Source organism: Luteipulveratus flavus, from assembly GCF_029439465.1.
Classification (GTDB): domain Bacteria; phylum Actinomycetota; class Actinomycetes; order Actinomycetales; family Dermatophilaceae; genus Luteipulveratus; species Luteipulveratus flavus.
In genome coordinates this window covers 194,504-214,367 of record NZ_JAROAV010000033.1, presented here as the reverse complement: position 1 = coordinate 214,367, position 19,864 = coordinate 194,504, and the positions used below count along the sequence as shown (strand labels likewise).

The 19,864-nt window shown below is 71.4% G+C and carries 17 protein-coding genes and 3 tRNA genes; 12 read left to right on the top strand and 8 right to left on the bottom strand.

Annotated elements, in window-relative coordinates:
* Positions 1-23: 23 nt before the first annotated feature.
* The 3 genes from P4R38_RS14205 to P4R38_RS14195 all read right to left on the bottom strand — a co-directional run bounded on the left by P4R38_RS14205 (position 24) and on the right by P4R38_RS14195 (position 1,189).
* On the bottom strand, positions 24-338 hold the full coding sequence (locus P4R38_RS14205) for a DMT family transporter (RefSeq protein ID WP_277192707.1): 315 nt from the start codon (positions 336-338) through the stop codon (positions 24-26).
* 65 nt (positions 339-403) lie between these two features.
* A tRNA-Lys gene (locus tag P4R38_RS14200) sits at positions 404-479 on the bottom strand.
* An 89-nt stretch (positions 480-568) separates the two neighbouring features.
* Entirely contained in the window at positions 569-1,189 is a 621-nt protein-coding gene (locus P4R38_RS14195; RefSeq protein ID WP_277192706.1) for a hypothetical protein, read from the bottom strand.
* Positions 1,190-1,259: 70 nt separating this feature from the next.
* Between P4R38_RS14195 and P4R38_RS14190 the strand changes: the two genes are divergently transcribed.
* Complete coding sequence (locus tag P4R38_RS14190; protein WP_277192705.1) at positions 1,260-3,059, top strand: YihY/virulence factor BrkB family protein; 1,800 nt, start codon at positions 1,260-1,262, stop codon at positions 3,057-3,059.
* 51 nt (positions 3,060-3,110) lie between these two features.
* Here the strand turns inward: P4R38_RS14190 and P4R38_RS14185 are convergent.
* Positions 3,111-3,186: transfer RNA gene (locus P4R38_RS14185), tRNA-His, on the bottom strand.
* A gap of 92 nt (positions 3,187-3,278) precedes the next feature.
* Positions 3,279-3,911, bottom strand: coding sequence for an oligoribonuclease (orn, locus tag P4R38_RS14180; RefSeq protein WP_277192704.1), 633 nt, complete (start codon positions 3,909-3,911; stop codon positions 3,279-3,281).
* A 36-nt stretch (positions 3,912-3,947) separates the two neighbouring features.
* Between orn and P4R38_RS14175 the strand changes: the two genes are divergently transcribed.
* Positions 3,948-5,150: a PrsW family intramembrane metalloprotease gene (locus tag P4R38_RS14175; protein ID WP_277192702.1), complete on the top strand. Its 1,203-nt coding sequence runs from the start codon at positions 3,948-3,950 to the stop codon at positions 5,148-5,150.
* Between the two features lie 41 nt (positions 5,151-5,191).
* Here the strand turns inward: P4R38_RS14175 and P4R38_RS14170 are convergent.
* Positions 5,192-5,267: transfer RNA gene (locus tag P4R38_RS14170), tRNA-Arg, on the bottom strand.
* Between the two features lie 145 nt (positions 5,268-5,412).
* Between P4R38_RS14170 and efeU the strand changes: the two genes are divergently transcribed.
* The 6 genes from efeU to P4R38_RS14140 all read left to right on the top strand — a co-directional run bounded on the left by efeU (position 5,413) and on the right by P4R38_RS14140 (position 13,067).
* Positions 5,413-6,276, top strand: a complete 864-nt coding sequence (efeU, locus tag P4R38_RS14165) for an iron uptake transporter permease EfeU (protein ID WP_275238844.1) — start codon at positions 5,413-5,415, stop codon at positions 6,274-6,276.
* A complete protein-coding gene (gene efeO, locus P4R38_RS14160) occupies positions 6,273-7,439 on the top strand; it encodes an iron uptake system protein EfeO (protein ID WP_277192701.1) in 1,167 nt (388 codons plus the stop codon). The genes efeU and efeO overlap by 4 nt, the downstream gene beginning before the upstream one ends.
* An 8-nt stretch (positions 7,440-7,447) precedes the next feature.
* A complete protein-coding gene (gene efeB, locus P4R38_RS14155; RefSeq protein ID WP_277192699.1) occupies positions 7,448-8,740 on the top strand; it encodes an iron uptake transporter deferrochelatase/peroxidase subunit in 1,293 nt (430 codons plus the stop codon).
* 58 nt (positions 8,741-8,798) lie between these two features.
* The gene (locus tag P4R38_RS14150; RefSeq protein WP_277192697.1) at positions 8,799-9,548 is read left to right on the top strand and encodes a DinB family protein; all 750 of its coding nucleotides are present in this window, start codon (positions 8,799-8,801) and stop codon (positions 9,546-9,548) included.
* 187 nt (positions 9,549-9,735) lie between these two features.
* Positions 9,736-11,400 carry a GTPase family protein gene (locus tag P4R38_RS14145; RefSeq protein WP_277192784.1) on the top strand — a complete coding sequence of 555 codons (1,665 nt, stop codon included), beginning with the start codon at positions 9,736-9,738 and terminating at the stop codon, positions 11,398-11,400.
* Entirely contained in the window at positions 11,397-13,067 is a 1,671-nt protein-coding gene (locus P4R38_RS14140; RefSeq protein ID WP_277192695.1) for a GTPase, read from the top strand. The genes P4R38_RS14145 and P4R38_RS14140 overlap by 4 nt, the downstream gene beginning before the upstream one ends.
* A 135-nt stretch (positions 13,068-13,202) precedes the next feature.
* Here the strand turns inward: P4R38_RS14140 and P4R38_RS14135 are convergent, their stop codons facing one another.
* Positions 13,203-14,237: a S66 peptidase family protein gene (locus tag P4R38_RS14135; RefSeq protein ID WP_277192694.1), complete on the bottom strand. Its 1,035-nt coding sequence runs from the start codon at positions 14,235-14,237 to the stop codon at positions 13,203-13,205.
* A 153-nt stretch (positions 14,238-14,390) separates the two neighbouring features.
* On the opposite strand from P4R38_RS14135, the gene P4R38_RS14130 reads away from it, so the two are divergent.
* On the top strand, positions 14,391-14,906 hold the full coding sequence (locus P4R38_RS14130) for a single-stranded DNA-binding protein (protein ID WP_275238838.1): 516 nt from the start codon (positions 14,391-14,393) through the stop codon (positions 14,904-14,906).
* A 48-nt stretch (positions 14,907-14,954) separates the two neighbouring features.
* The gene (ettA, locus tag P4R38_RS14125; protein ID WP_275238837.1) at positions 14,955-16,637 is read left to right on the top strand and encodes an energy-dependent translational throttle protein EttA; all 1,683 of its coding nucleotides are present in this window, start codon (positions 14,955-14,957) and stop codon (positions 16,635-16,637) included.
* 90 nt (positions 16,638-16,727) lie between these two features.
* Here the strand turns inward: ettA and P4R38_RS14120 are convergent, their stop codons facing one another.
* Entirely contained in the window at positions 16,728-17,348 is a 621-nt protein-coding gene (locus P4R38_RS14120; protein ID WP_277192693.1) for a GNAT family N-acetyltransferase, read from the bottom strand.
* 221 nt (positions 17,349-17,569) lie between these two features.
* On the opposite strand from P4R38_RS14120, the gene P4R38_RS14115 reads away from it, so the two are divergent.
* Positions 17,570-19,417 carry a sialidase family protein gene (locus tag P4R38_RS14115; protein WP_277192692.1) on the top strand — a complete coding sequence of 616 codons (1,848 nt, stop codon included), beginning with the start codon at positions 17,570-17,572 and terminating at the stop codon, positions 19,415-19,417.
* Positions 19,418-19,518: 101 nt separating this feature from the next.
* A complete protein-coding gene (locus tag P4R38_RS14110) occupies positions 19,519-19,851 on the top strand; it encodes an NIPSNAP family protein (RefSeq protein WP_277192690.1) in 333 nt (110 codons plus the stop codon).
* Positions 19,852-19,864: the final 13 nt, after the last annotated feature.

The following is a 19,864-nucleotide window of genomic DNA, read 5'->3' as shown; positions in this document are numbered from 1 at the left end:
GTGCCGCCGCCGGTGGTCCGGGGCTAGTGCGCGAGCTTCAACCCGATCACGCAGCCGATGAGGCCGCAGATGAGCAGTACCTTCAGGATGCTGACGCTCTCCTCGCCGGTCGCCATCCCGTACGCCACCGTCAGCGCGGCACCGATGCCGACCCACACCGCGTACGACGTCCCGATCGGCAGGGTGCGCAGCGCGTAGGCCAGCCCGCCCATGCTCGCGGCCAGGGCGAGCAGGAAGACGACCGTCGGGAGCGGGCGCGAGAAGCCTTCGCTGCGGCCCAGCGCAACCGCCCACACGGCCTCGAGGACACCTGAGATGACCAGCACGAGCCACGCCATGACGTCTCCCTCACGAACGACGAGAGCCGAGGCTCGACATGGTCGAACCCCGGCTCTCGGAGTGGTGGTGCGCCATCAGGGACTCGAACCCCGAACCCGCTGATTAAGAGTCAGCTGCTCTGCCAATTGAGCTAATGGCGCAACGAGGGGAAACCATAGCAGGGTGATCGCCCGGTCATGAAATCGAGCCGGGCGGCCGCGCGAGCGACCCTCGCGGAGCCTGGTTCGGGTCAGCGGCGGAACTCCCGGATGGCCAGCCCGGCCGCGGTCAGGGCGACCAGGACGGCGCCGAACAGCATGGTCCGAGAGGTCGATTCGCCCGATGACGTCTCCGGACGGCGCTCGTCGAGCGTGCCGACCGCGCGACCCGTCGCCGGGGCCGGGCCGGCGCCGCTCGCGTCGACCACCGAGGGGACGCTCGCGCTCGGCGGAGTCGTCCCGGTGAAGCCGTCGACAGGGGCCGCGGGCTCGTTGACCGTGAGCGTCGTGCGCCGGGGACGCGACGTCGTGCCGGCACGGGGCGAGGCGTCCGAGGGGGCCGGAGGAGCCGGCGTGGTGGCCGGTAGGGGCTGGTCGGGCGACCGGGTCGGGCGCGGCGTGCGGGTCCGGGTCGACCCGGAGGTCGTCCGGCTCGTCGAGGAGTGACTCCTGGTCGTGGTCGGCTCCGCGGTCGTCGACGGTGACCGGGTGGTCGTCGTCGACGTGGTCGGGGTCGTGCTCGACGTGGGGGTGGGCCCGGTGGTGGAGGCGGTCCCGGTCGGGGCGGCGCTGACGAGGACGGCTGCGGTGGCGCCCATCATCAGGAGGATCGCGACGGCGGTGCGTCGGATCGGCTGGCCTGCTCGGTTCATGGCGACATTGTGCGGTGTCGCGCGCGGTGGTCGGGCATCCGATGTCGATAGGTTCGTGACGATCGCGGGTATGGACTCGGTACAGATGGTCGAGAAGAGGGACACGATGACGCTGCAGACACTCGAACCCGAGACCGCCGTCGAGCGCCCCGCCGGTGGTCTCGTCCCCACCACTGCGGGCCCCAGCTGGAAGGTCGCGCTGAAACGCGCGGCGCAGAAGTTCTCCCTGGACCAGTGCACCGACGTCGCGGCGATGCTGACGTACTACTCGATGCTGTCGCTGTTCCCCGGGCTGGTCGCGGTGGTGTCGCTCATCGGGGTGTTCAACATCCAGCCGGACGACCTGATCGACATCTTCGCCGGCGTCCTGAACAAGTCAGCGAGCGACTCGATGTTCGACACGCCGCGCAGCATCCTCGAGCGCTTCTCCAGCCAGGGCGGCGCAGGGTTCGCCCTGGTCATCGGTGTCCTCGGCGCGCTCTGGTCGGCGTCGGGGTACGTCGGCGGCTTCAGCCGGGCGCTCAACCGCATCTACGACGTGGGCGAGGGCCGCTCGGTCTTCAAGCTGCGCCCCTGGCTCTACCTCATCACCGCGATCCAGGTCGTGCTGATGGTGGCGGTGCTGGTCGCGATGGTGTTCTCCGGCAGCGTCGCCAGCGAGGTCGGCAGCAAGATCGGCCTCGGCGACACCACGGTCGCGGTCTGGAACATCGCCAAGTGGCCGGTCGTGGTGCTGTTCGTCATCCTGATCATCTCGCTGCTCTACTGGGCGACACCGAACGTCCGTAAGCCGCGACGGATGTTCTTCAGCTGGGGAGCGGCGTTCGGCTTCCTCGCCTGGGTGATCGCCTCCGGCGCCTTCTTCCTGTACGTCACCCTCACCGGCGGCTCGAGCTACAACAAGACGTACGGGCCGTTCGCGGGCGCGGTGATCTTCCTGCTGTGGCTGTGGCTCACCAACCTCGCGCTGCTGTTCGGTGCCGAGCTGGACGCCGAGCTCGAGCGCACTCGTCAGCTGCGCTCGGGCCTGCCCGCCGAGGAGATGATCCTGCTGCCGGCCCGCGACAGCACGGGCCTGGAGAAGAAGGCCGAGAAGTACGACGACGCGGTGCGCGAGGCGCACGCCCTGCGGCTCGCGTCCGACCACGATCCCGAGCTCGCGGGGAAGAACTTCGTGCCCGCACTCGCCGTACGCCGTAGCAACGAGAGGACCGCATCAGCGATGACCGCCAGCACCGAGGACCCCACGCGTCCCGCCACCCGCCGGGTGGATGGCACGACCGACACCTACGGGCGGTCGGAGGCCGCGCGGCTGCGGGAGGCGACGCACGGGCAGCCCTACGACTCCGCCCGGGAGCGGGAGATCGTGCGCCTGTCCCGCGAGGAGCGGCGTGAGACTGCACTGGTCGAGGCCGCCCACAACCGGCAGGTCCGCGACCGGCTGGAGGCGCAGGAGGCTCGTGCCAAGGCCGCCCGCCAGACGGCCGAGCGCAAGGCGAAGGAGGAGCGCGAGGCCCTGGAGTCGCAGGTCACCCGTGAGGAGCGGTGGGCCGAGGTCGACCGGGTGCGCTCCCGCTTCGACCCGCGGCGCTCGGTCGCTCGCGACGAGGTGTACTCCGAGCGGCAGGCCCGCCGCTCGGAGTTCGACGTCGAGCGCGCAGAGCAGGCCGCGCGACCCGAGCCGCCGAAGAAGCAGGAGAAGTCCGTCAGGACACCGATGCCGAGCCCGCTGCGCAGCGAGGTCGAGCAGGAGCGGGAGGACCGCCGCAGTGCGTGGTACGCCGCCCGTCGGCCTGCGCCCGCGGCGGCGCCCGTGGACGGCGCGACGCCCGAGCCGCAGTTCCGCCGCGACCGGCGCGCGCAGTCCTGAGACGAGACAGAACGGCCCGGCATCCTCGAAGGATGCCGGGCCGTTCCTGCATGGGGTGAGTAACGGGACTTGAACCCGCGACCCTCGCGACCACAACGCGATGCTCTACCAGCTGAGCTATACCCACCATGGCGACTGCCTCCGCAAGGGGAGGCAGCGCGGACCATCGTAGCGGTTCCGAAGGGGTGCTCGTGACACCCCTCCGCTCCGCGGGCGAGGTCAGTCGGTCGAGGACAGGACGAACCGCTCCGCGACGGCCTTCGCCCGGGTGCTGTCCGGCCCGGGCTGGGGCACGAAGACGGCCTCGCGGTAGTAGCGCAGCTCGTTGACCGACTCGCGGATGTCGGCGAGCGCGCGGTGACCGCCGCCCTTCTTCGGAGCGTTGAAGTAGGCCCGGGGGTACCACCGGCGCGACAGCTCCTTGATCGAGGAGACGTCGATGATCCGGTAGTGCAGGTGCTGCTCGAGCTCGGCCATGTCGCGGGCCAGGAAGCTGCGGTCGGTGCCGACGGTGTTGCCGCCCAGCGGCGCCTTGCGCGGCTCGGGGACGTGCTCACGGACGTACGCCAGCACCTGCTCCTGGGCCTCCGCCATGGTCACGCCGCCGTCGAGCTCCTCGAGCAGTCCGCTCGTGGTGTGCATGTCACGGACGAAGTCGCCCATCTGGGCCAGCGCCTCGGCCGGGGGCTTGATCACCACGTCGACGCCGTCGCCCAGCTGGTTCAGCTCGAAGTCGGTGACCAGCGCGGCCACCTCGATGAGCGCGTCAGCCTGCAGGTCGAGCCCGGTCATCTCACAGTCGATCCACACGATGCGGTCGGTCCGGGCACGTCCAGCGGCTGAGTCGGTCATCCGCCCACCTTAGGCACCTGCACTACCCTCCGGGCCATGACAGGTGGAGCGATGCACCCCGGCCGTCACGCCACGGCTCCCGCACCGGCCACCGGAATCCCGCCGGCGATGGCCCGCCGTCCCGCCCTGCGTCGGTGGCTGCTCGTGGCCGCGCTCACGGTGGTGTTCGGCCTCTGCGGTCTGCTGATGCTCGCCCTGGTCGGCGCGACCGCCGGCGTGACCGGCACCGTCCTGGGCGCCGTCCTGTCGGTGGTCGTCGTCGGCATCGTCGTCCCGGTGTTCCTGTGGGTCGACCGGTTCGAGTCCGAGCCCACCGGCATGCTGCTGTTCGCGTTCCTGTGGGGCGCGTGCGTGGCCACCCTGGGTGCCGCGTTCCTCAACGACCTGGGCGGCTACCTGCTCGGCGCGGGGGAGGAGGGCAACCCGCTCGTCGCCGTCGGTGTCGCCCCGGTGGTCGAGGAGACCCTCAAGGGGCTGGCGCCCGTCCTGCTCCTGCTGTTCCGGCGCCGGGAGATCGACGGCATCCTCGACGGGATGGTCTACGCCGGGCTCGCCGCCTGCGGGTTCGCCTTCGTCGAGGACATCCTCTACCTCGCCAACGGGTACGCCGACGCCGGCGAGAAGGGGCTGTTCGGCGTGTTCGTCGTCCGGGTCCTGATGAGCCCGTTCGCCCACCCGATGTTCACCATCTGCACCGGGATCGGGGTCGGTGTGGCCGCCACCGCCCGCAAGCCGCTGGTGCGCTGGACCGCGCCGCTGCTCGGCTGGGTCTGCGCGATCACGCTGCACAGCCTGTGGAACGCCGCCGCCGTGATCAGCTCCGGCGGCTGGCTGCTGCTGTACGTCGTCGTCCAGGTGCCGCTGTTCCTCGCCTTCGCCGGGCTGCTGCTGTGGGCGCGGCGGCGCGAGGCGAGCCTCATCGGCGCCCAGCTCAGCCCGTACGCCGACCACGGCTGGCTCACCCACGCCGAGGTCGCGATGCTCTCCTCGATGCCCGAGCGCCGGTACGCCCGCGCCTGGGCGTTCGCCCACGGCGGTGCCGAGAGCAAGAAGCAGATGCACGAGTTCCAGGACGCCGCGTCCGAGCTGGCGATGCTGCGGGCCCGGCTCAACCGCGGTCAGGTGGACGACCGGGCGCTCGCGGAGGAGCGGGGGCTGCTGGACCTGATGTCGGTGCGCCGCCAGCAGTTCCTCGGCACGGCGATCTACCGCAAGTTCGAGGTGCTCGGCCACCTGTGAGCCGCCGCCGGGGGCGACACGCCGACCGGATGAACGTGCTGTGGTGCCCCCGGCAGGACTCGAACCTGCAACCGGCGGATTAGAAGGCCGCTGCGCTATCCGTTGCGCCACGGGGGCATGGCCCGCGCGCTGCGCGAGTGGGCCGTCCACAGTCTAGGACCGGCTCCCGCCCGAGTTGCGCGACGGACCGCGGGCCGGGGTACAGTCCACCCTTGGTAAGGGATGCCTTTCCTAATGGACTCGACGGAGAATCGGTACCGCTGTGCTCGCGAACTACCTGATCGGACTGCGTGAAGGCCTGGAGGCCTCGTTGGTCGTCGTCATCCTCGTGGCCTACCTGGTCAAGACGGACCGGGCCAACCTGCTGCCCCGCGTCTGGCTCGGTGTCGCCGCGGCCGTGGCCGTCTCGCTCGGCTTCGGCGCGCTGCTCACGTACGGCCCGCAGGGGCTGACGTTCGAGGCGCAGGAGGCGCTCGGGGGGACGCTGTCCATCGTCGCCGTCGGCTTCGTCACCTGGATGATCTTCTGGATGGCGCGCACCGCCCGCACGCTGTCGACCGAGCTCAAGGGCGCGGTCGACCGGGCGGTCGAGGGCGGCAGGCTCAGCCTGGTCGTCGTCGCTGTGCTGGCCGTCGGCCGGGAGGGCCTGGAGACCGCGCTCTTCCTGTGGTCCGCGACCAGCGCCGCCACCCGGGACAACGCCTCGACCACCGAGCCGCTGATCGGCGCGGCGCTGGGCCTGGCGACCGCGGTCGTGCTCGCCTGGCTGTTCTACAAGGGCGCGCTCAAGCTCAACCTCGCCAAGTTCTTCACCTGGACCGGCTTCATGCTCGTCCTCGTCGCCGCCGGCGTCCTGTCCTACGGCGTCCACGACCTGCAGGAGGCGGGCATCCTCCCGGGTCTGCACGACCTGGCGTTCGACGTCTCCGGCACCATCCCGCCCGACTCGCTCCTCGGCACGCTGCTCAAGGGCACCCTCAACTTCTCGCCGGCGACCACCTGGCTCGAGGCCGCCGTCTGGCTCCTCTACGTCGTCCCGGTGATGACTCTGCTGGTCCGGCAGATCCGGACCACCCGTCAACCGAAGCCCGCGCCCGACGCGGCACGCAAGGAGGTCGCGGCGTGAGCCGTCGTACGTCGTCCCTCGTCATCACCGCCGCACTCGCGGCGACGGCCCTGGCCGGCTGCACGTCCAACTCGCCCAGCGGCGACGCGTCGGGCGACCACGCCAAGCTGTCGGTCAGCTCGGACGCGAAGACCTGTGACGTCTCCTCGAAGGAGGCGCCCTCGGGCAACGTGGTCTTCAACGTCACCAACAAGGGCAGCCAGGTCACCGAGTTCTACCTGCTCGGTGAGGACGGCCTGCGGATCGTCGGCGAGGTCGAGAACATCGCCCCCGGGCTGACCCGCGACCTGGTCGTGAAGGCCACACCGGGCAAGTACTTCACGGCGTGCAAGCCGGGCATGGTCGGCCAGGGCATCAGGTCGGCCTTCACCGTGACCGACTCCGGTGCCGACCTCGAGCCGTCGGGCGACGACAAGGTGCTCGCCCAGAACGCCAGCACCGGGTACGCCTCCTACGTCAAGGACCAGACCGAGCAGCTGCTCACCAAGACGGGGTCGTTCGTCAGCCTCTACAAGGCGGGCAAGGACGACCAGGCGCGGGCGCTGTACGCGGACGCGCGCCGGCACTGGGAGCGCGTCGAGCCGGTGGCCGAGTCCTTCGGCGACCTCGACCCGAAGATGGACCTGCGCGAGGCCGACCTGGAGCCGAAGCAGAAGTGGACCGGCTGGCACCGCATCGAGAAGGACCTGTGGCCGCCGAAGACCGGCTACACCAGGCTCACACCCGCGCAGCGCGCCACCGTCGCCGACCAGCTGCTGACCGACACGCGCACGCTGTACAACCGCACCCGCACGACGACCTTCACCGCCGACCAGATCGCCAACGGCTCCAAGGAGCTGCTGGGCGAGGTGGCGACCGGCAAGGTCACCGGCGAGGAGGAGACCTGGTCGCACACCGACCTGTGGGATTTCCAGGCCAACGTCGACGGCGCTCGCGTCGGCTTCGAGAACCTGCGGCCCATCGTCCAGCGCAAGGACAAGACGCTCGACACCAGCATCGCCACGAAGTTCACCGCCCTGCAGAAGCTGCTCGACCAGCACAAGAAGGGCGACGGCTTCGTGCTCTACACCGAGCTGACGCCGGCTCAGGTCAAGGAGCTGGCCTCCGGGGTGAACGCCTTGTCCGAGCCCCTGTCGAAGCTGACGTCCACCGTCACCCTCTGAGAGGAACCATGACCGAGGACAACACGACGCCCTCGCAGCGCCGCGGCCTCTCGCGGCGCCGGATGCTGGGCCTCACCGGGACGGGCGCCGCGGTCGGTGCCGCGACGTTCGCCGGGGGTCTCGGCGTCGGTCGGGCCACGGCCGACACCGTCCCGGCCGGAGGCGCCATGCGCCGCTACCCCTTCTACGCCCCGCACCAGAGCGGCATCGTGACGCCCGCGCAGGACCGGCTGCACTTCGCAGCCTTCGACGTGACGGCCACGACCCGCGAGGAGCTCGTCACCCTGCTCCAGGCGTGGACCCTCGCGGCGGCCGAGATGACCCAGGGACGCCCCGCGCAGGCGGAGGAGACGTCGTACGACGCGCCGCCCGCCGACACCGGCGAGGCCGACGGACTGCCGGCGTCCGGGCTGACCCTGACGTTCGGGTTCGGGCCCTCGCTGTTCCGCGACGCCCACGGCAAGGACCGCTTCGGCATCGCCGCGCGTCAGCCGCGTGAGCTCGCTGCGCTGCCGCACTTCCCGGGGGACAAGCTCGACCCGAGCCGCTCCGACGGCGACCTGTGCGTCCAGGCCTGCGCCGACGACCCGCAGGTGGCGGTGCACGCGATCCGCAACCTGTCGCGGATCGCTTTCGGCTCCGCGCAGATCCGCTGGGCGCAGCTCGGCTTCGGGCGCACGTCCTCGACCTCGACCGCGCAGGCCACGCCGCGCAACCTGTTCGGGTTCAAGGACGGCACGGCCAACCTCAAGGCCGAGGAGGCGGGCCAGGCCGACGAGCACGTGTGGGTGGGGCAGCGGGACGACCCCGCGGCGGGCTGGATGACCGGCGGCTCCTACCTCGTCGCCCGGCGCATCAACATGCGCCTGGAGACCTGGGACCGCGCCTCGCTGCGCGAGCAGGAGACCATCATCGGACGCGACCGTCCGCAGGGGGCGCCGCTGTCCGGTGGGACCGAGTTCACCGAGCCGGACCTCGCGGCCAAGGGGCGTGGCGGCGTGCCGCTCATCGCCGCCGACTCACACGTCCGCCTCGCTCACCCCCACACCAATGGTGGTGTCCGGATGCTGCGGCGTGGCTACAACTTCACCGACGGCAACGACGCCATCGGCCGCCTGGACGCGGGCCTGTTCTTCCTCGCGTACGTCCGGCGCCCGTCCGCGCAGTACGTCCCGATGCAGATGCGCATGGCCCGCCAGGACGCGATGATGGAGTACGTCCAGCACACCGGGTCCGGGCTGTTCGCGATCCCTCCGGGCGCGCGCGACGGCGGTCACATCGGGCAGACTCTCTTCGCCTGATCCGTACGCCGACGCCGCTCCTCGTGCTCGGCGACCGCCCGTCGACGAGGGAGTGGCCATGGCGACGTTCGACCGATCGGACGACCTGAAGGACGCGCGGTTCACCGGCGTCGACCTGCAGGGCGCCCGCTTCGTGGAGTCCGACCTCACCGGCGTGGTGATGCGCGGGGTCGAGGTCGCTCGCGCGGACATCGACGCTCCGTGGCTCGTGCACGGTGACCACTTCCTGGTCAACGGCGTCGACGTCAGCGGGTTCGTCGAGGCCGAGCTGGACCGGCGCTCGCCGGGCCGTGAGCAGCGGCGCGCCGAGGACCCGGACGGTCTGCGCTCGGCGTGGGCGGCCCTGGAGGGCACCTGGGCGGCCACCCTGGAGCGCGCGGCCGCGATGCCGGCCGGGACGGTCGACGTCTCGGTCGACGGTGAGTGGTCGTTCGCGCAGACGTTGCGCCACCTCGTCTTCGCGACGGACGTGTGGCTAGGCCGGGCCGTCCTGGGCATCGAGCAGCCGTACCACCCGCTCGGCCAGCCCGGCTCGGGCGCCGAGGGGCTGGACCTGTCGACCTTCGCCTCCGGCACCCCCGCGTACGGTGACGTGCTGGACGCCCGCGCAGACCGCGTCGCCATGGTGCGGGACTTCATCGTCTCGGTCACGCCGCAGGAGCTGGACACCGCCCGCGAGAACCCTTGGGCGCCGAAGTATCCCGAGACCACCCGCTCCTGCCTGCACGTGATCCTGGAGGAGGAGTGGGAGCACCACCGGTACGCCGTACGGGACCTCGACACGATCGCGGGGCGGCCCGAGGGCTGAGGAGACGAGACCGGTCGGCGCGCCGAGCCACCGTCACGACGGCCGACAGACCGAGAAACCGGGCGCGACGACGCGGTGTCCACTTGGAGAGCGGGCGCTCACAAGGAATGCTGTGCTCGTGAGCGGGAGCCGAGGCGCGCGACGGGTCGACCCCGACACGGTCGCCGTTGCCGGTGCGGTCGAGACGATGAGGGCAGCCGTCGAGCAGAGCGCCCTGCCGATCGGCACGGCCGGTGCCGACGAGGCGCGGCGGGACCGGGTCGAGCTGCTGAACCAGCTGGACGACTACGTGCTGCCGCGGCTGCGCTCGCTGGACGCACCGCTGCTGTGCGTCGTCGGCGGGTCCACCGGCGCCGGCAAGTCGACCCTGGTCAGCTCCATCGTCGGCGAGGTGGTGAGCCGCGCCGGCGTGCTGCGTCCGACGACCCGGGCCTCCGTCCTCATCCACCACCCGCAGGACGCGCGCTGGTTCGCCGACAACCGGATCCTGCCCGGCCTGGCCCGGCTGACCGGCGGCGTCGGCGCCGATGAGGACCCGGGCCAGCTGCGGCTGGTCGCCTCCGACCACATCCCGGCCGGCCTGGCGCTCCTGGACGCGCCTGACATCGACTCCGTGGTCGAGGCCAACCGCGACCTCGCTCGCCAGCTGCTCTCCGCGGCCGACCTGTGGCTGTTCGTGACGACAGCCGTGCGGTACGCCGACGCGGTGCCCTGGTCGCTGCTCCAGCAGGCCACCGAGCGCGGTACGTCCGTCGCCGTCGTGCTCAACCGGGTGCCGGTCGACGCGATGGAGGAGGTCCGTGCCGACCTCGCGCAGATGCTGATGGACCAGGGGCTCGGGCAGTCCCCGATCTTCGCGGTGCTGGAGAGCCGGCTGGACGAGCACGGGCTGCTGCCGTACACCGAGGTCAGCCGGATGAGGTCCTGGCTCACCTCGCTCGCCGCCGACGCTCACGCGCGCTCGACCGTCATCCGCCGCACGCTCACCGGCGCGATCGACTCGCTGTCCGGCCGGGCGAGCACGCTCGCCGACGCGACGCAGGAGCAGGCCGACGCGGCGGACGGGCTGGGCTCGACGGTCGCGGTCGCCTATCAGCACGCGCACGACGAGGTCGCCGAGGGGATGAGCGACGGCTCGCTGCTGCGCGGCGAGGTCCTGGCCCGCTGGCAGGAGTTCGTCGGGACCGGTGAGTGGTTCCGCCAGCTCGACGCCGGGGTGGGCAAGCTGCGCGACAAGGTGTCGGCGATCCTGCGCGGCCGGGGCCAGGGCGTCCCCACCGCCGAGCTGGGGGAGGCGCTGCACACCGGGGTGGCCGCCTTGATCGCCTCCCACGGCGAGGCCGCGGCGCTGGCGGTGGCCCGTCAGTGGCGTACCCGCCCGGGCGGCGCGGAGCTCCTGGCCGCCGATCCCGGCCTCGCGGGGGTGTCCACCGACTTCGACTCCCGGGTCCAGCGGCTGGTCCGCGAGTGGCAGGGCGAGGTCCTGGAGCTGGTCCGCTCGGAGGCCGGCGGCCGGCGGACGACCGCGCGGTTCCTCGCGTTCGGCGTCAACGGCATCGCGGTCATGCTCATGCTGATCACCTTCTCCGCGACCGCCGGGCTCACCGGTGCCGAGGTCGGCATCGCCGGCGGCTCGGCCGTCGTCGCCCAGCGGCTCCTGGAGGCGATCTTCGGCGACCAGGCGGTGCGCAGCCTGTCGGCCAAGGCCCGTCGCCGGCTGCTGGACCACGTCGACGACCTGTACGCCCACGAGCGCCGCCGGTACGACGACGCCCTGCGCGGCCTGTCCGTGGACCCCGACTCCGCCGACCGCCTCCGCGCGGCGGTCAACGCCGTGAAGGACGCGCGATGAGCCCTCTGCGCAAGCTGCTCTGGCATGCGGACAAGGTCACCCCGACCGTGTCCCAGGAGAAGCTGGTCGCTCGCAGCGACGCCTTGCTCCGCGCGGTGGACGCGGGCGAGGCGCACCTGCCCGCCGAGGACGCCGCCGCCGCTCGCGCGCTGCGGGCCAAGGTCCAGGAGCGCACCGCCGTCCGGGGCACCCGAACCGTCGCGGCGCTCGCCGGGGCCACCGGCAGCGGCAAGTCCAGCATCTTCAACTTCCTGGTCGGCGAGCCGGCTTCGCGGATCGGCGCCCGCAGGCCGACCACGGCGCAGTCGACCGCGGCCGTCTGGGGCGACGAGCCGAGCGCGCCCGTGCTGGACTGGCTGCAGGTCGAGCGCCGCCACCAGGTCGCCGGCGGGCAGGCCGACTCGGACGCGCTGGACGGACTGGTCCTGCTCGACCTGCCCGACTTCGACTCCCGCGTCTCCGCGCACCGCGCCGAGGCGGACCGGGTGCTGGAGCGGGCGGACGTCTTCGTCTGGGTCACCGATCCGCAGAAGTACGCCGATGCGGTGCTGCACGACGAGTACGTCCGCAGACTCGCGACGTACGACACCGTCACGCTGGTCGTCCTCAACCAGGTGGACCGGCTCACCCCGTCCCAGGTGCAGGAGTGCGTCGCCGACCTGGAGCGGCTGATGCGCCGCGACGGCCTCGGTGAGGTGACGGTCATCCCGACGTCAGCGGTGACGGGCGTCGGCCTGTGGGAGCTCGCCCGCGAGCTCGCCCGCGTCGTGCAGACCAAGAACGCCGCCGAGCAGCGGCTCGCCGCGGACGTGCGCTCCCGGGCGGAGGAGCTGCGGGCGTACGTCGGCGACGCCGAGCCCGAGGTCAGCGCCAAGGCCAGCCCCGAGCTGGTCGACGCCCTCGGTCGAGCGGCCGGGGTGCCGCTGGTCGAGAAGGCCGTCGAGCGCGACTACCGCATGCGAGCGGTCCAGGCGACCGGATGGCCGTTCACGAGATGGACGACCCGGCTGCGGGCCGCTCCGCTGCGTCGCCTGGGGCTGGACCGTCCCGGGTCCGACGGACGCCCCGCGCTCACGGGGGAGGACGTCCGCGTGCTGACCGGACGCAGCTCGCTGCCGCCCGCGACGCCGGCGGCCCGGGCCGCCGTCGAGGTCGCGACCCGCCGCCTCGGGGAGTCCGCCGCCGCGGGACTGCCGCCCTCGTGGGGCGAGGCCGTGCAGGACGCGGCCACGCCACCGGACCGGTCGATGACGGACGCGCTCGACCAGGCCGTGCTGTCGACGCCGCTGCCCACGGGTCGTCCGTGGTGGTGGGTGCTGTTCTCCGTGCTGCAGTGGTTGCTCGCGGCGGTGGCCGTGGCTGGACTCGCCTGGCTGCTGGTGCTGATGGTGCTCGGCTGGGTCCAGATCGACGTGGGCGTGCCGCGATGGGGCTGGCTGCCGGTACCGCTGGTGCTCCTCGTCGGGGGCGTGGTGCTCGGTCTGCTGCTGGCCGCGATCGCGCGGTGGATCGCCCGGAGGGCCGCTCGCCACCGGGCCGCCGCCACCCGCCGGCAGCTCACGAAGGCGATCACCGCGGTCGCGGACGAGAAGATCGTCGCGCCGGTCAGGCACGTCCTGCAGACCCACCGGACGACGCGCGAGGAGCTCGCCGAGGCGGCCCGCTGATGGTCCCGCTCGGGCGCCCACCCGGCCCGTCCCCATCCCGCGCTGCGCTGCGCTGCTCGAACTGCGTTCGGTGTTCCTGACGCAGCTCGAACCACGTCAGGAACACCGAACGCAGTATGAGCGGGGCGTGCCGGGTCAGTAGTGGACGGCGACGGTGCGGGCGCCCGGGTCGATGCGGCACCGACCGCCGTACGGCACGACGAGCTGCGGATCGGTGTGCCCGAGGTCGACGTCCAGCACGACGGGTACGTCGGGGGAGTACTCCCGCATGGCCCGCAGCACCGACTCGTGCTGCGCCTCGACGTACGCCGTCCGCTCCTGCGGGGTGGTCTGGTGCTCGAGCTCCCAGCCCTTGGGCCGGCCCATCAGCAGCGCGCTGAACCGCTGCAGCAGCCCACGCTCGCCCAGGCACATCAGCACCTCGTACACGTAGCTCGCGCTCGGCATCTCCTCCGAGGTCTCCAGGAAGAGCACGTGCCCGTCGTACTCGTGGTCGGGACGCAGCCAGCGGGCCGCGCGCAGGTTCCAGTCGACGATCTCCAGGCAGCCGCCCCACAGGTCGCCCTCGACGGTGTCGGCGCCGCCGTGCCACTGCCAGCCGGTGCCGGGGAACATCTCCGGCTCCTCCAGCAGGTTCGCCGGGTCGGCCCAGTCCTTGCCCATGTCGGTCCAGCGCTCGGCCGGACGCAGCTCGTACCAGCCGCCGTCGAAGAGCGCCGCGCGCAGCGCCTCCATGCTGTGCGGGTTGGTCGACCCGTAGCGACCGAGCACGGTCATGACGGTGCCGCCGTAGTAGGACACGATGCCGAGGTTGGACAGGTAGGCGCACAGGTTGGTGTTGTCGCTGAGCCCGTAGAACGGCTTGAGGTTCGCGCGGATCAGGTCGGCGTCCAGGTGCGGGAGGACCTTGATCTGGTCGTTGCCGCCGATGCTCGTCATGACCGCCGCGATCGTGGGGTCGGCGAACGCCGCGTGCACGTCGGCGGCCCGCTCGGCCGGTGAGGACCCCCACTTCCGGGTCGTCGCGTACTCCACCGGGACGAGGCCCAGCTCGTCGGCCATTCGCTGCAGACCGAGGTCGAACGGCGCCGGCAGGATCGCGGGGAGCGCCGCGGCGGGGGAGAGGACGGCGACCCGGTCGCCGGGACGAGGGCGTGGCGGGATGAGCATGCCGCTCACGGTAGGGGTGCCGTTCTCCACAACCCACTGGTTTGTGCTCCGGCCTCCACAGCGCGGATCCGGGCCGTGGTCGAGCAGGTGCCCGGGGACGCACGATCAGAGCAGTCCCGGCCGCCGGTGCCGGGTGACCGAGAGGGCAGGACGATGCTGAGGACTCAGGTGACGATCGCGGGCAACCTCGTGGGCGAGCCGGACATGCGGGCCACCAAGAAGGGTGAGCCGTTCGCCTCGATGCGGATCGCGGTGAACGCCCGCAAGAAGGACGCGGAGTCGGGTGCGTGGGTGAACTATGCGACCAGCTTCTACAACGTGTCGGCGTTCAACAACCTGGCGATCAACGCGCTCAACTCCCTGCACAAGGGCGAGCCGGTCGTGGTGTTCGGTGAGCTGCGGGTGCGGGAGTACACCGGGCAGCACGGCGAGACCCAGCGCTCGATCGACATCACTGCGGAGCACATCGGGCACGACCTCTCCCAGGGGCGGGCGCAGTTCGCCCGGGAGGCGCGGCCGCGGCTGGACCGCTTCGCCGAGGACGAGCCGGCCGCGCCGGGGGAGGAGCCCACGCCGGAGCCGTACGGCGACGTCGTCCGGGAGATCGGTCTGACGCCGGGTGACGCCGACGGACCGGAGTACGTCGAGGTGGGCCAGCAGGCGTCCTGAGCAGGTTCGATTGGGTTCCGCGGGCGTGCCACAGATAGCCTTTCCCGCATGGCCGAGTTCATTTACACCATGACCAAGGCCCGCAAAGCCGTCGGCGACAAGGTCATCCTCGATGACGTCAGCATGTCGTTCTTCCCGGGCGCCAAGATCGGCGTCGTGGGGCCCAACGGCGCGGGCAAGTCCACCATCTTGAAGATCATGGCCGGCCTGGACCAGCCCTCCAACGGTGAGGCCCGTCTCTCGCCCGGCTACAGCGTCGGCATCCTGCTGCAGGAGCCGCCGCTGGACGAGACCAAGGACGTGCGCGGCAACGTCGAGGAAGGCCTCGGCCAGATCAAGAAGGACCTCGACCGGTTCAACGCGATCTCTGAGGAGATGGCGCAGCCGGACGCGGACTTCGACGCCCTCATGGAGGAGATGGGCAAGCTCCAGGAGAAGATCGACGCGGCCGACGCGTGGGACCTGGACTCCCAGCTCGAGCAGGCGATGGACGCACTGCGCTGCCCGCCGGGCGACGCCGACGTGACCGTCCTCTCCGGTGGTGAGCGCCGCCGGGTCGCGCTGTGCCAGCTGCTGCTGTCCAAGCCCGACCTGCTCCTGCTCGACGAGCCCACCAACCACCTGGACGCCGAGTCGGTCCTGTGGCTGGAGCAGCACCTGGCCCAGTACCACGGCGCCGTCCTCGCGGTGACGCACGACCGGTACTTCCTGGACCACGTCGCGCAGTGGATCTGTGAGGTCGACCGGGGCCGGCTCTACCCCTACGAGGGCAACTACTCGACGTACCTGGAGAAGAAGCAGGAGCGACTTCAGGTCCAGGGCAAGAAGGACGCCAAGCTCGCCAAGCGACTGAAGTCGGAGCTGGAGTGGGTCCGCTCCAACGCCAAGGCCCGCCAGACCAAGTCCAAGGCTCGCCTCGCCCGCTACGAGGAGATGGCCGCCGAGGCCGACCGCACCCGGAAGCTGGACTTCGAGGAGATCCAGATCCCGCCGGGCCCGCGGCTGGGCGCGCAGGTGATCGAGGTCGCCGACCTCAAGAAGGGCTTCGGCGACCGCACGCTCATCGACGGTCTGTCGTTCACGCTGCCGCGCAACGGCATCGTCGGCGTCATCGGCCCGAACGGCGTCGGCAAGACGACGCTGTTCAAGACGATCGTCGGCCTGGAGGAGCCCGACTCCGGCTCGGTCAAGGTCGGCGACACCGTCAACATCAGCTATGTGGACCAGAGCCGCGGCGGGCTCGACGCCGAGAAGACCCTCTGGGAGGTCGTCTCCGACGGGCTGGACCACATCAAGGTCGGCAACGTCGAGATCCCGTCCCGGGCGTACGTCTCGCAGTTCGGCTTCAAGGGCCCCGACCAGCAGAAGAAGGCCGGCGTTCTCTCCGGTGGTGAGCGCAACCGCCTCAACCTCGCGCTCACCCTGAAGCAGGGTGGCAACCTCCTGCTGCTGGACGAGCCGACCAACGACCTGGACGTGGAGACGCTGGGCTCGCTGGAGAACGCCCTGCTGGACTTCCCCGGCTGCGCCGTGGTCATCAGCCACGACCGGTGGTTCCTGGACCGGGTGGCGACGCACATCCTGGCTTACGAGGGCACCGAGGAGAACCCGGCGTCCTGGTACTGGTTCGAGGGCAACTTCGAGGCGTACGAGGAGAACAAGGTCGAGCGCCTCGGCCCCGAGGCGGCGCGTCCGCACCGGGTGACCCACCGCCGCCTCACCCGCGACTGAGTCGGGCAGCACCTCCTCGCCGCTCGAGTAGCGCCGGAGCGCCGGCGGAGGCGCGTATCGAGACCAGACTCGGTACGCGCCTCCGCTGCGTCACTCCGGCGGCGCTGCGGGGACCCGGTTGCGCAGCCGGTGCAGCAGGCCGTCCTTGACCGACGGCCACTCCGAGGCGAGGACCGAGTAGACGACGGTGTCTCGCAACGACCCGGTGCGCTCGCGCCGGTCGGCCCGCAGCACGCCGTCCCGCCGGGCGCCCAGGCGCTCGATCGCCGCCCGGGACTGAGCGTTCATCCAGCTCGTCTCGTAGCGCACGCACTGCACACCGAACGTCTCGAACGCGTGGGTCATCAGCAGCAGCTTCGACTCCGGGTTGGTGCCCGTCCCGTGCGCCGACTCGCGGTTCCAGGTGTAGCCGATCGACACGCGCGGCACGTCGGCGTCGATGTCGTAGAACGTCGTCCCGCCGAGCACCGCGTCGTCCTCCCGGCGGACGGCGGTGAACGCGAGCATCTCGCCGCGTTCCTGCATCGCCAGCCGTCGCTCGATGTCGGCGGCCATGTCCTCCGGGCGGGCCACCGAGGTGTACCACCGCTCCCACATCCGTCCGTCCGCGGCCGCCTCCTGCAGGCCGGGCAGATGAGCGTGCGCGAGGGGCTCGAGGCGGACGAGGTGACCCGAGAGGGTCACCGGGGACAACGGCGTCGCCAGAGGCATGGGCGTCTTCACGTGGAACGGCAAGAATCTTGTCCACGCAGCGCGGCGGTGGCAGCCTGGCCTGGCCGGACCGGCATCGCCCACGCCCCCGCCGCACCATGCTCGAGCGCGAGCCCGTCGATCTGACGACGACGACCGCCTACCGACGGTCGCCTCCGGACACGCCTCGATGCGGGGGTAGCGGGGTGTGCGACAGCGCGGTCACGCGCAAGGAGAGTCACATGCTCCGTCATCGAACACGCTTTGCAGCAGCGGCAGGGCTGTCGGCCGTAGCGCTCGCCGGCTCCTCTGCCTTCCTCAGCGCCTCGGCGACCACCGTGGTCCGCACCGACATCCCGGTGTCGGTGGACAGGCCTTACGTCAAGGCCAACGGGCGGGCACCCACAGCCGGTGACGCGATCACCCGGTGCGGGGGCAACCGGCGCCAGCAGAACGAGCCGTCGGCCGCGATCGACGCCCGAACGCCGAACGTCGTGGTGTCCGGCTCCAACGACTACTGCACCACCGAGCTGGCGGGCGGCACCTGGACCGGCTTCTACCGCAGCACCGACTCCGGCGGCACCTGGACCAACAGCCTCCTGCCGGGCTACCCGACCGACCAGTCACCGGAGGGGCTGGCCAGCCCGTTGCACCAGCGCGGCATCACCAACGCCGGCGACCCGGTCCAGGCGTGGGACACCTCGGGGCGGCTGTTCTACATGGGCAACGCGTTCAACCGCGCCGCCCCGCAGAACGGCTCGGTCTGGATCGCGACGTACGACCAGGACGCCGCGCGCTACGTCCGGACGGTCATCGTCGGCAGCGGGACCCCGGCGGTGAACGGCCGGTTCAACGACAAGACCTCGCTGGAGGTCGACCGCGGCGTCTCCTCCCCCTACAACGGCAACGTCTACGGTGCGTGGAGCGTGTTCCAGGGCCGGGCGGGCAACAACGAGATCCTGTTCACCCGCAGCACCGACCACGGCGCGACGTTCAGCCACCCCACGAAGATCTCGACCGGGTCCAAGAACGTGCAGTTCGCCGACATCGCGGTGACCAGCAACGGCACGGTGTACGTCGCCTACCGCCAGTTCGAGACGAACCGTGGCCAGCAGGAGAGCTCGATCCAGTACGTCGTCTCGACCGACGGCGGGCGCAGCTTCAGCAAGCCGCGGACCGCGGCGACCTTCGAGCCGTTCGACGCGGCCGACACCGCCCGCAACGGCGCCGCCGCGGAGGAGGCGCACGAGCAGGCGTACGAGAACAGTGACGGGCCGGAGTCGGAGGCCGGCGAGGAGTCGGTCGGCGACAGCCGGGACTGCGGCTCGGGTCCGTTCGCGTGCCGGAGCGGGTTCGTGTTCTTCCGGCACGACAGCCAGCCGCGCATCACGGCCGACCCGAAGGCCGCCGACCAGCGCGTCTACCTCGTCTACGACGCCACCGTCCCGGGCACCGAGCAGGCCTCGCAGACGACGTACAACACCGCCGACCCGGTAGGGACGACGTTGCGGGTCGGACAGGGCGGGATCTACTTCACCTCCCTGAGCGGTAGCACCTGGTCCACGCCGAGGCGCCTGGCGCCCACAGCACGGGGTCACCAGTTCTTCCCCGACATCAACGCCGACGGGGGAGTCCTGCACGCGGTGTGGCACGACAGCCGCAACGACCCGGCGTACAGCGTGCAGTACCCGCCCGGCAACGACGGAGCCGTCCGCGACAGGGGCGGTTTCGCTACCGCCACCCTGGGTCTCGACACCTACGGTGCCTCGTCGCGCGACGGCGGCACGTCCTGGGCCACCGCGCGGCTGTCCCGCAGCAGCCAGATGCCGAACTACGAGATGTTCGGCGACCGGCAGGTGCCCTTCCACGGTGACTACAACTACGTGTCCTCGGTCGGGGCTCAGGCGTACAACACCTGGACCGACACCCGACAGGTCGCACCCGGCGACGACCCGCGGTACGTCGGCGGTGAGGGCTTCGACGTGCTGCAGTGCCGGGCACCTCAGCCCGGCGGTGGGTACGGTCCGGACGCCTGCCCGAACGCGGGCGGCCTGGACCAGGACATCTACGGGGCCGCGACCACCGGCTGAGCTCGCGGCGGCACGGCGTACGGGGCGGCGGACGACGTCGCCCCGTACGGCTGTCCGCCGACTGGGCACAAGCCTCTCGGGCATGGTGCACACTGCCGACCATGCTGCTGGAGATCCGTACCTACCGACTGCACCCGGGGACCGCCGAGGAGTTCGTCGGCGTGATGCGCGAGCAGGCGTTCCCGCTGCTGGAGCAGCACGGCATCCGCGTCGTCCGGGCCGAGCGGTCGCTGACGTCGGAGGACGGGCACGACGAGGCGTGCCTGATCCGGGCGTTCGCGAGTGCCGAGGAGCGGCACTTCCTCGAGACCTCGTTCTACTCCAGCGAGGCATGGCGGACAGGTCCGCGCGAGGCGATCCTGTCGCGGATCGAGAGCTACCACACCGTCGTCCTCGACGTGTCGGCTGAGGCCGTCGACGCGCTCGCCACCTGACGCGCCCGGTCGC

What these genes read in the sequence shown, in the direction of transcription:
- P4R38_RS14145 (WP_277192784.1), top strand. Translation starts at nt 9,736, where the DNA reads ATGAGGGCAGCCGTCGAGCAGAGCGCCCTGCCGATCGGCACGGCCGGT.
- P4R38_RS14195 (WP_277192706.1), bottom strand. Translation starts at nt 1,189, where the DNA reads ATGAACCGAGCAGGCCAGCCGATCCGACGCACCGCCGTCGCGATCCTC.
- P4R38_RS14110 (WP_277192690.1), top strand. Translation starts at nt 19,519, where the DNA reads ATGCTGCTGGAGATCCGTACCTACCGACTGCACCCGGGGACCGCCGAG.
- P4R38_RS14140 (WP_277192695.1), top strand. Translation starts at nt 11,397, where the DNA reads ATGAGCCCTCTGCGCAAGCTGCTCTGGCATGCGGACAAGGTCACCCCG.
- efeB (WP_277192699.1), top strand. Translation starts at nt 7,448, where the DNA reads ATGACCGAGGACAACACGACGCCCTCGCAGCGCCGCGGCCTCTCGCGG.
- P4R38_RS14115 (WP_277192692.1), top strand. Translation starts at nt 17,570, where the DNA reads ATGCTCCGTCATCGAACACGCTTTGCAGCAGCGGCAGGGCTGTCGGCC.
- P4R38_RS14175 (WP_277192702.1), top strand. Translation starts at nt 3,948, where the DNA reads ATGACAGGTGGAGCGATGCACCCCGGCCGTCACGCCACGGCTCCCGCA.
- P4R38_RS14135 (WP_277192694.1), bottom strand. Translation starts at nt 14,237, where the DNA reads ATGCTCATCCCGCCACGCCCTCGTCCCGGCGACCGGGTCGCCGTCCTC.
- P4R38_RS14120 (WP_277192693.1), bottom strand. Translation starts at nt 17,348, where the DNA reads ATGCCTCTGGCGACGCCGTTGTCCCCGGTGACCCTCTCGGGTCACCTC.
- P4R38_RS14190 (WP_277192705.1), top strand. Translation starts at nt 1,260, where the DNA reads ATGGACTCGGTACAGATGGTCGAGAAGAGGGACACGATGACGCTGCAG.
- P4R38_RS14205 (WP_277192707.1), bottom strand. Translation starts at nt 338, where the DNA reads ATGGCGTGGCTCGTGCTGGTCATCTCAGGTGTCCTCGAGGCCGTGTGG.
- P4R38_RS14150 (WP_277192697.1), top strand. Translation starts at nt 8,799, where the DNA reads ATGGCGACGTTCGACCGATCGGACGACCTGAAGGACGCGCGGTTCACC.
- P4R38_RS14130 (WP_275238838.1), top strand. Translation starts at nt 14,391, where the DNA reads ATGCTGAGGACTCAGGTGACGATCGCGGGCAACCTCGTGGGCGAGCCG.
- ettA (WP_275238837.1), top strand. Translation starts at nt 14,955, where the DNA reads ATGGCCGAGTTCATTTACACCATGACCAAGGCCCGCAAAGCCGTCGGC.
- orn (WP_277192704.1), bottom strand. Translation starts at nt 3,911, where the DNA reads ATGACCGACTCAGCCGCTGGACGTGCCCGGACCGACCGCATCGTGTGG.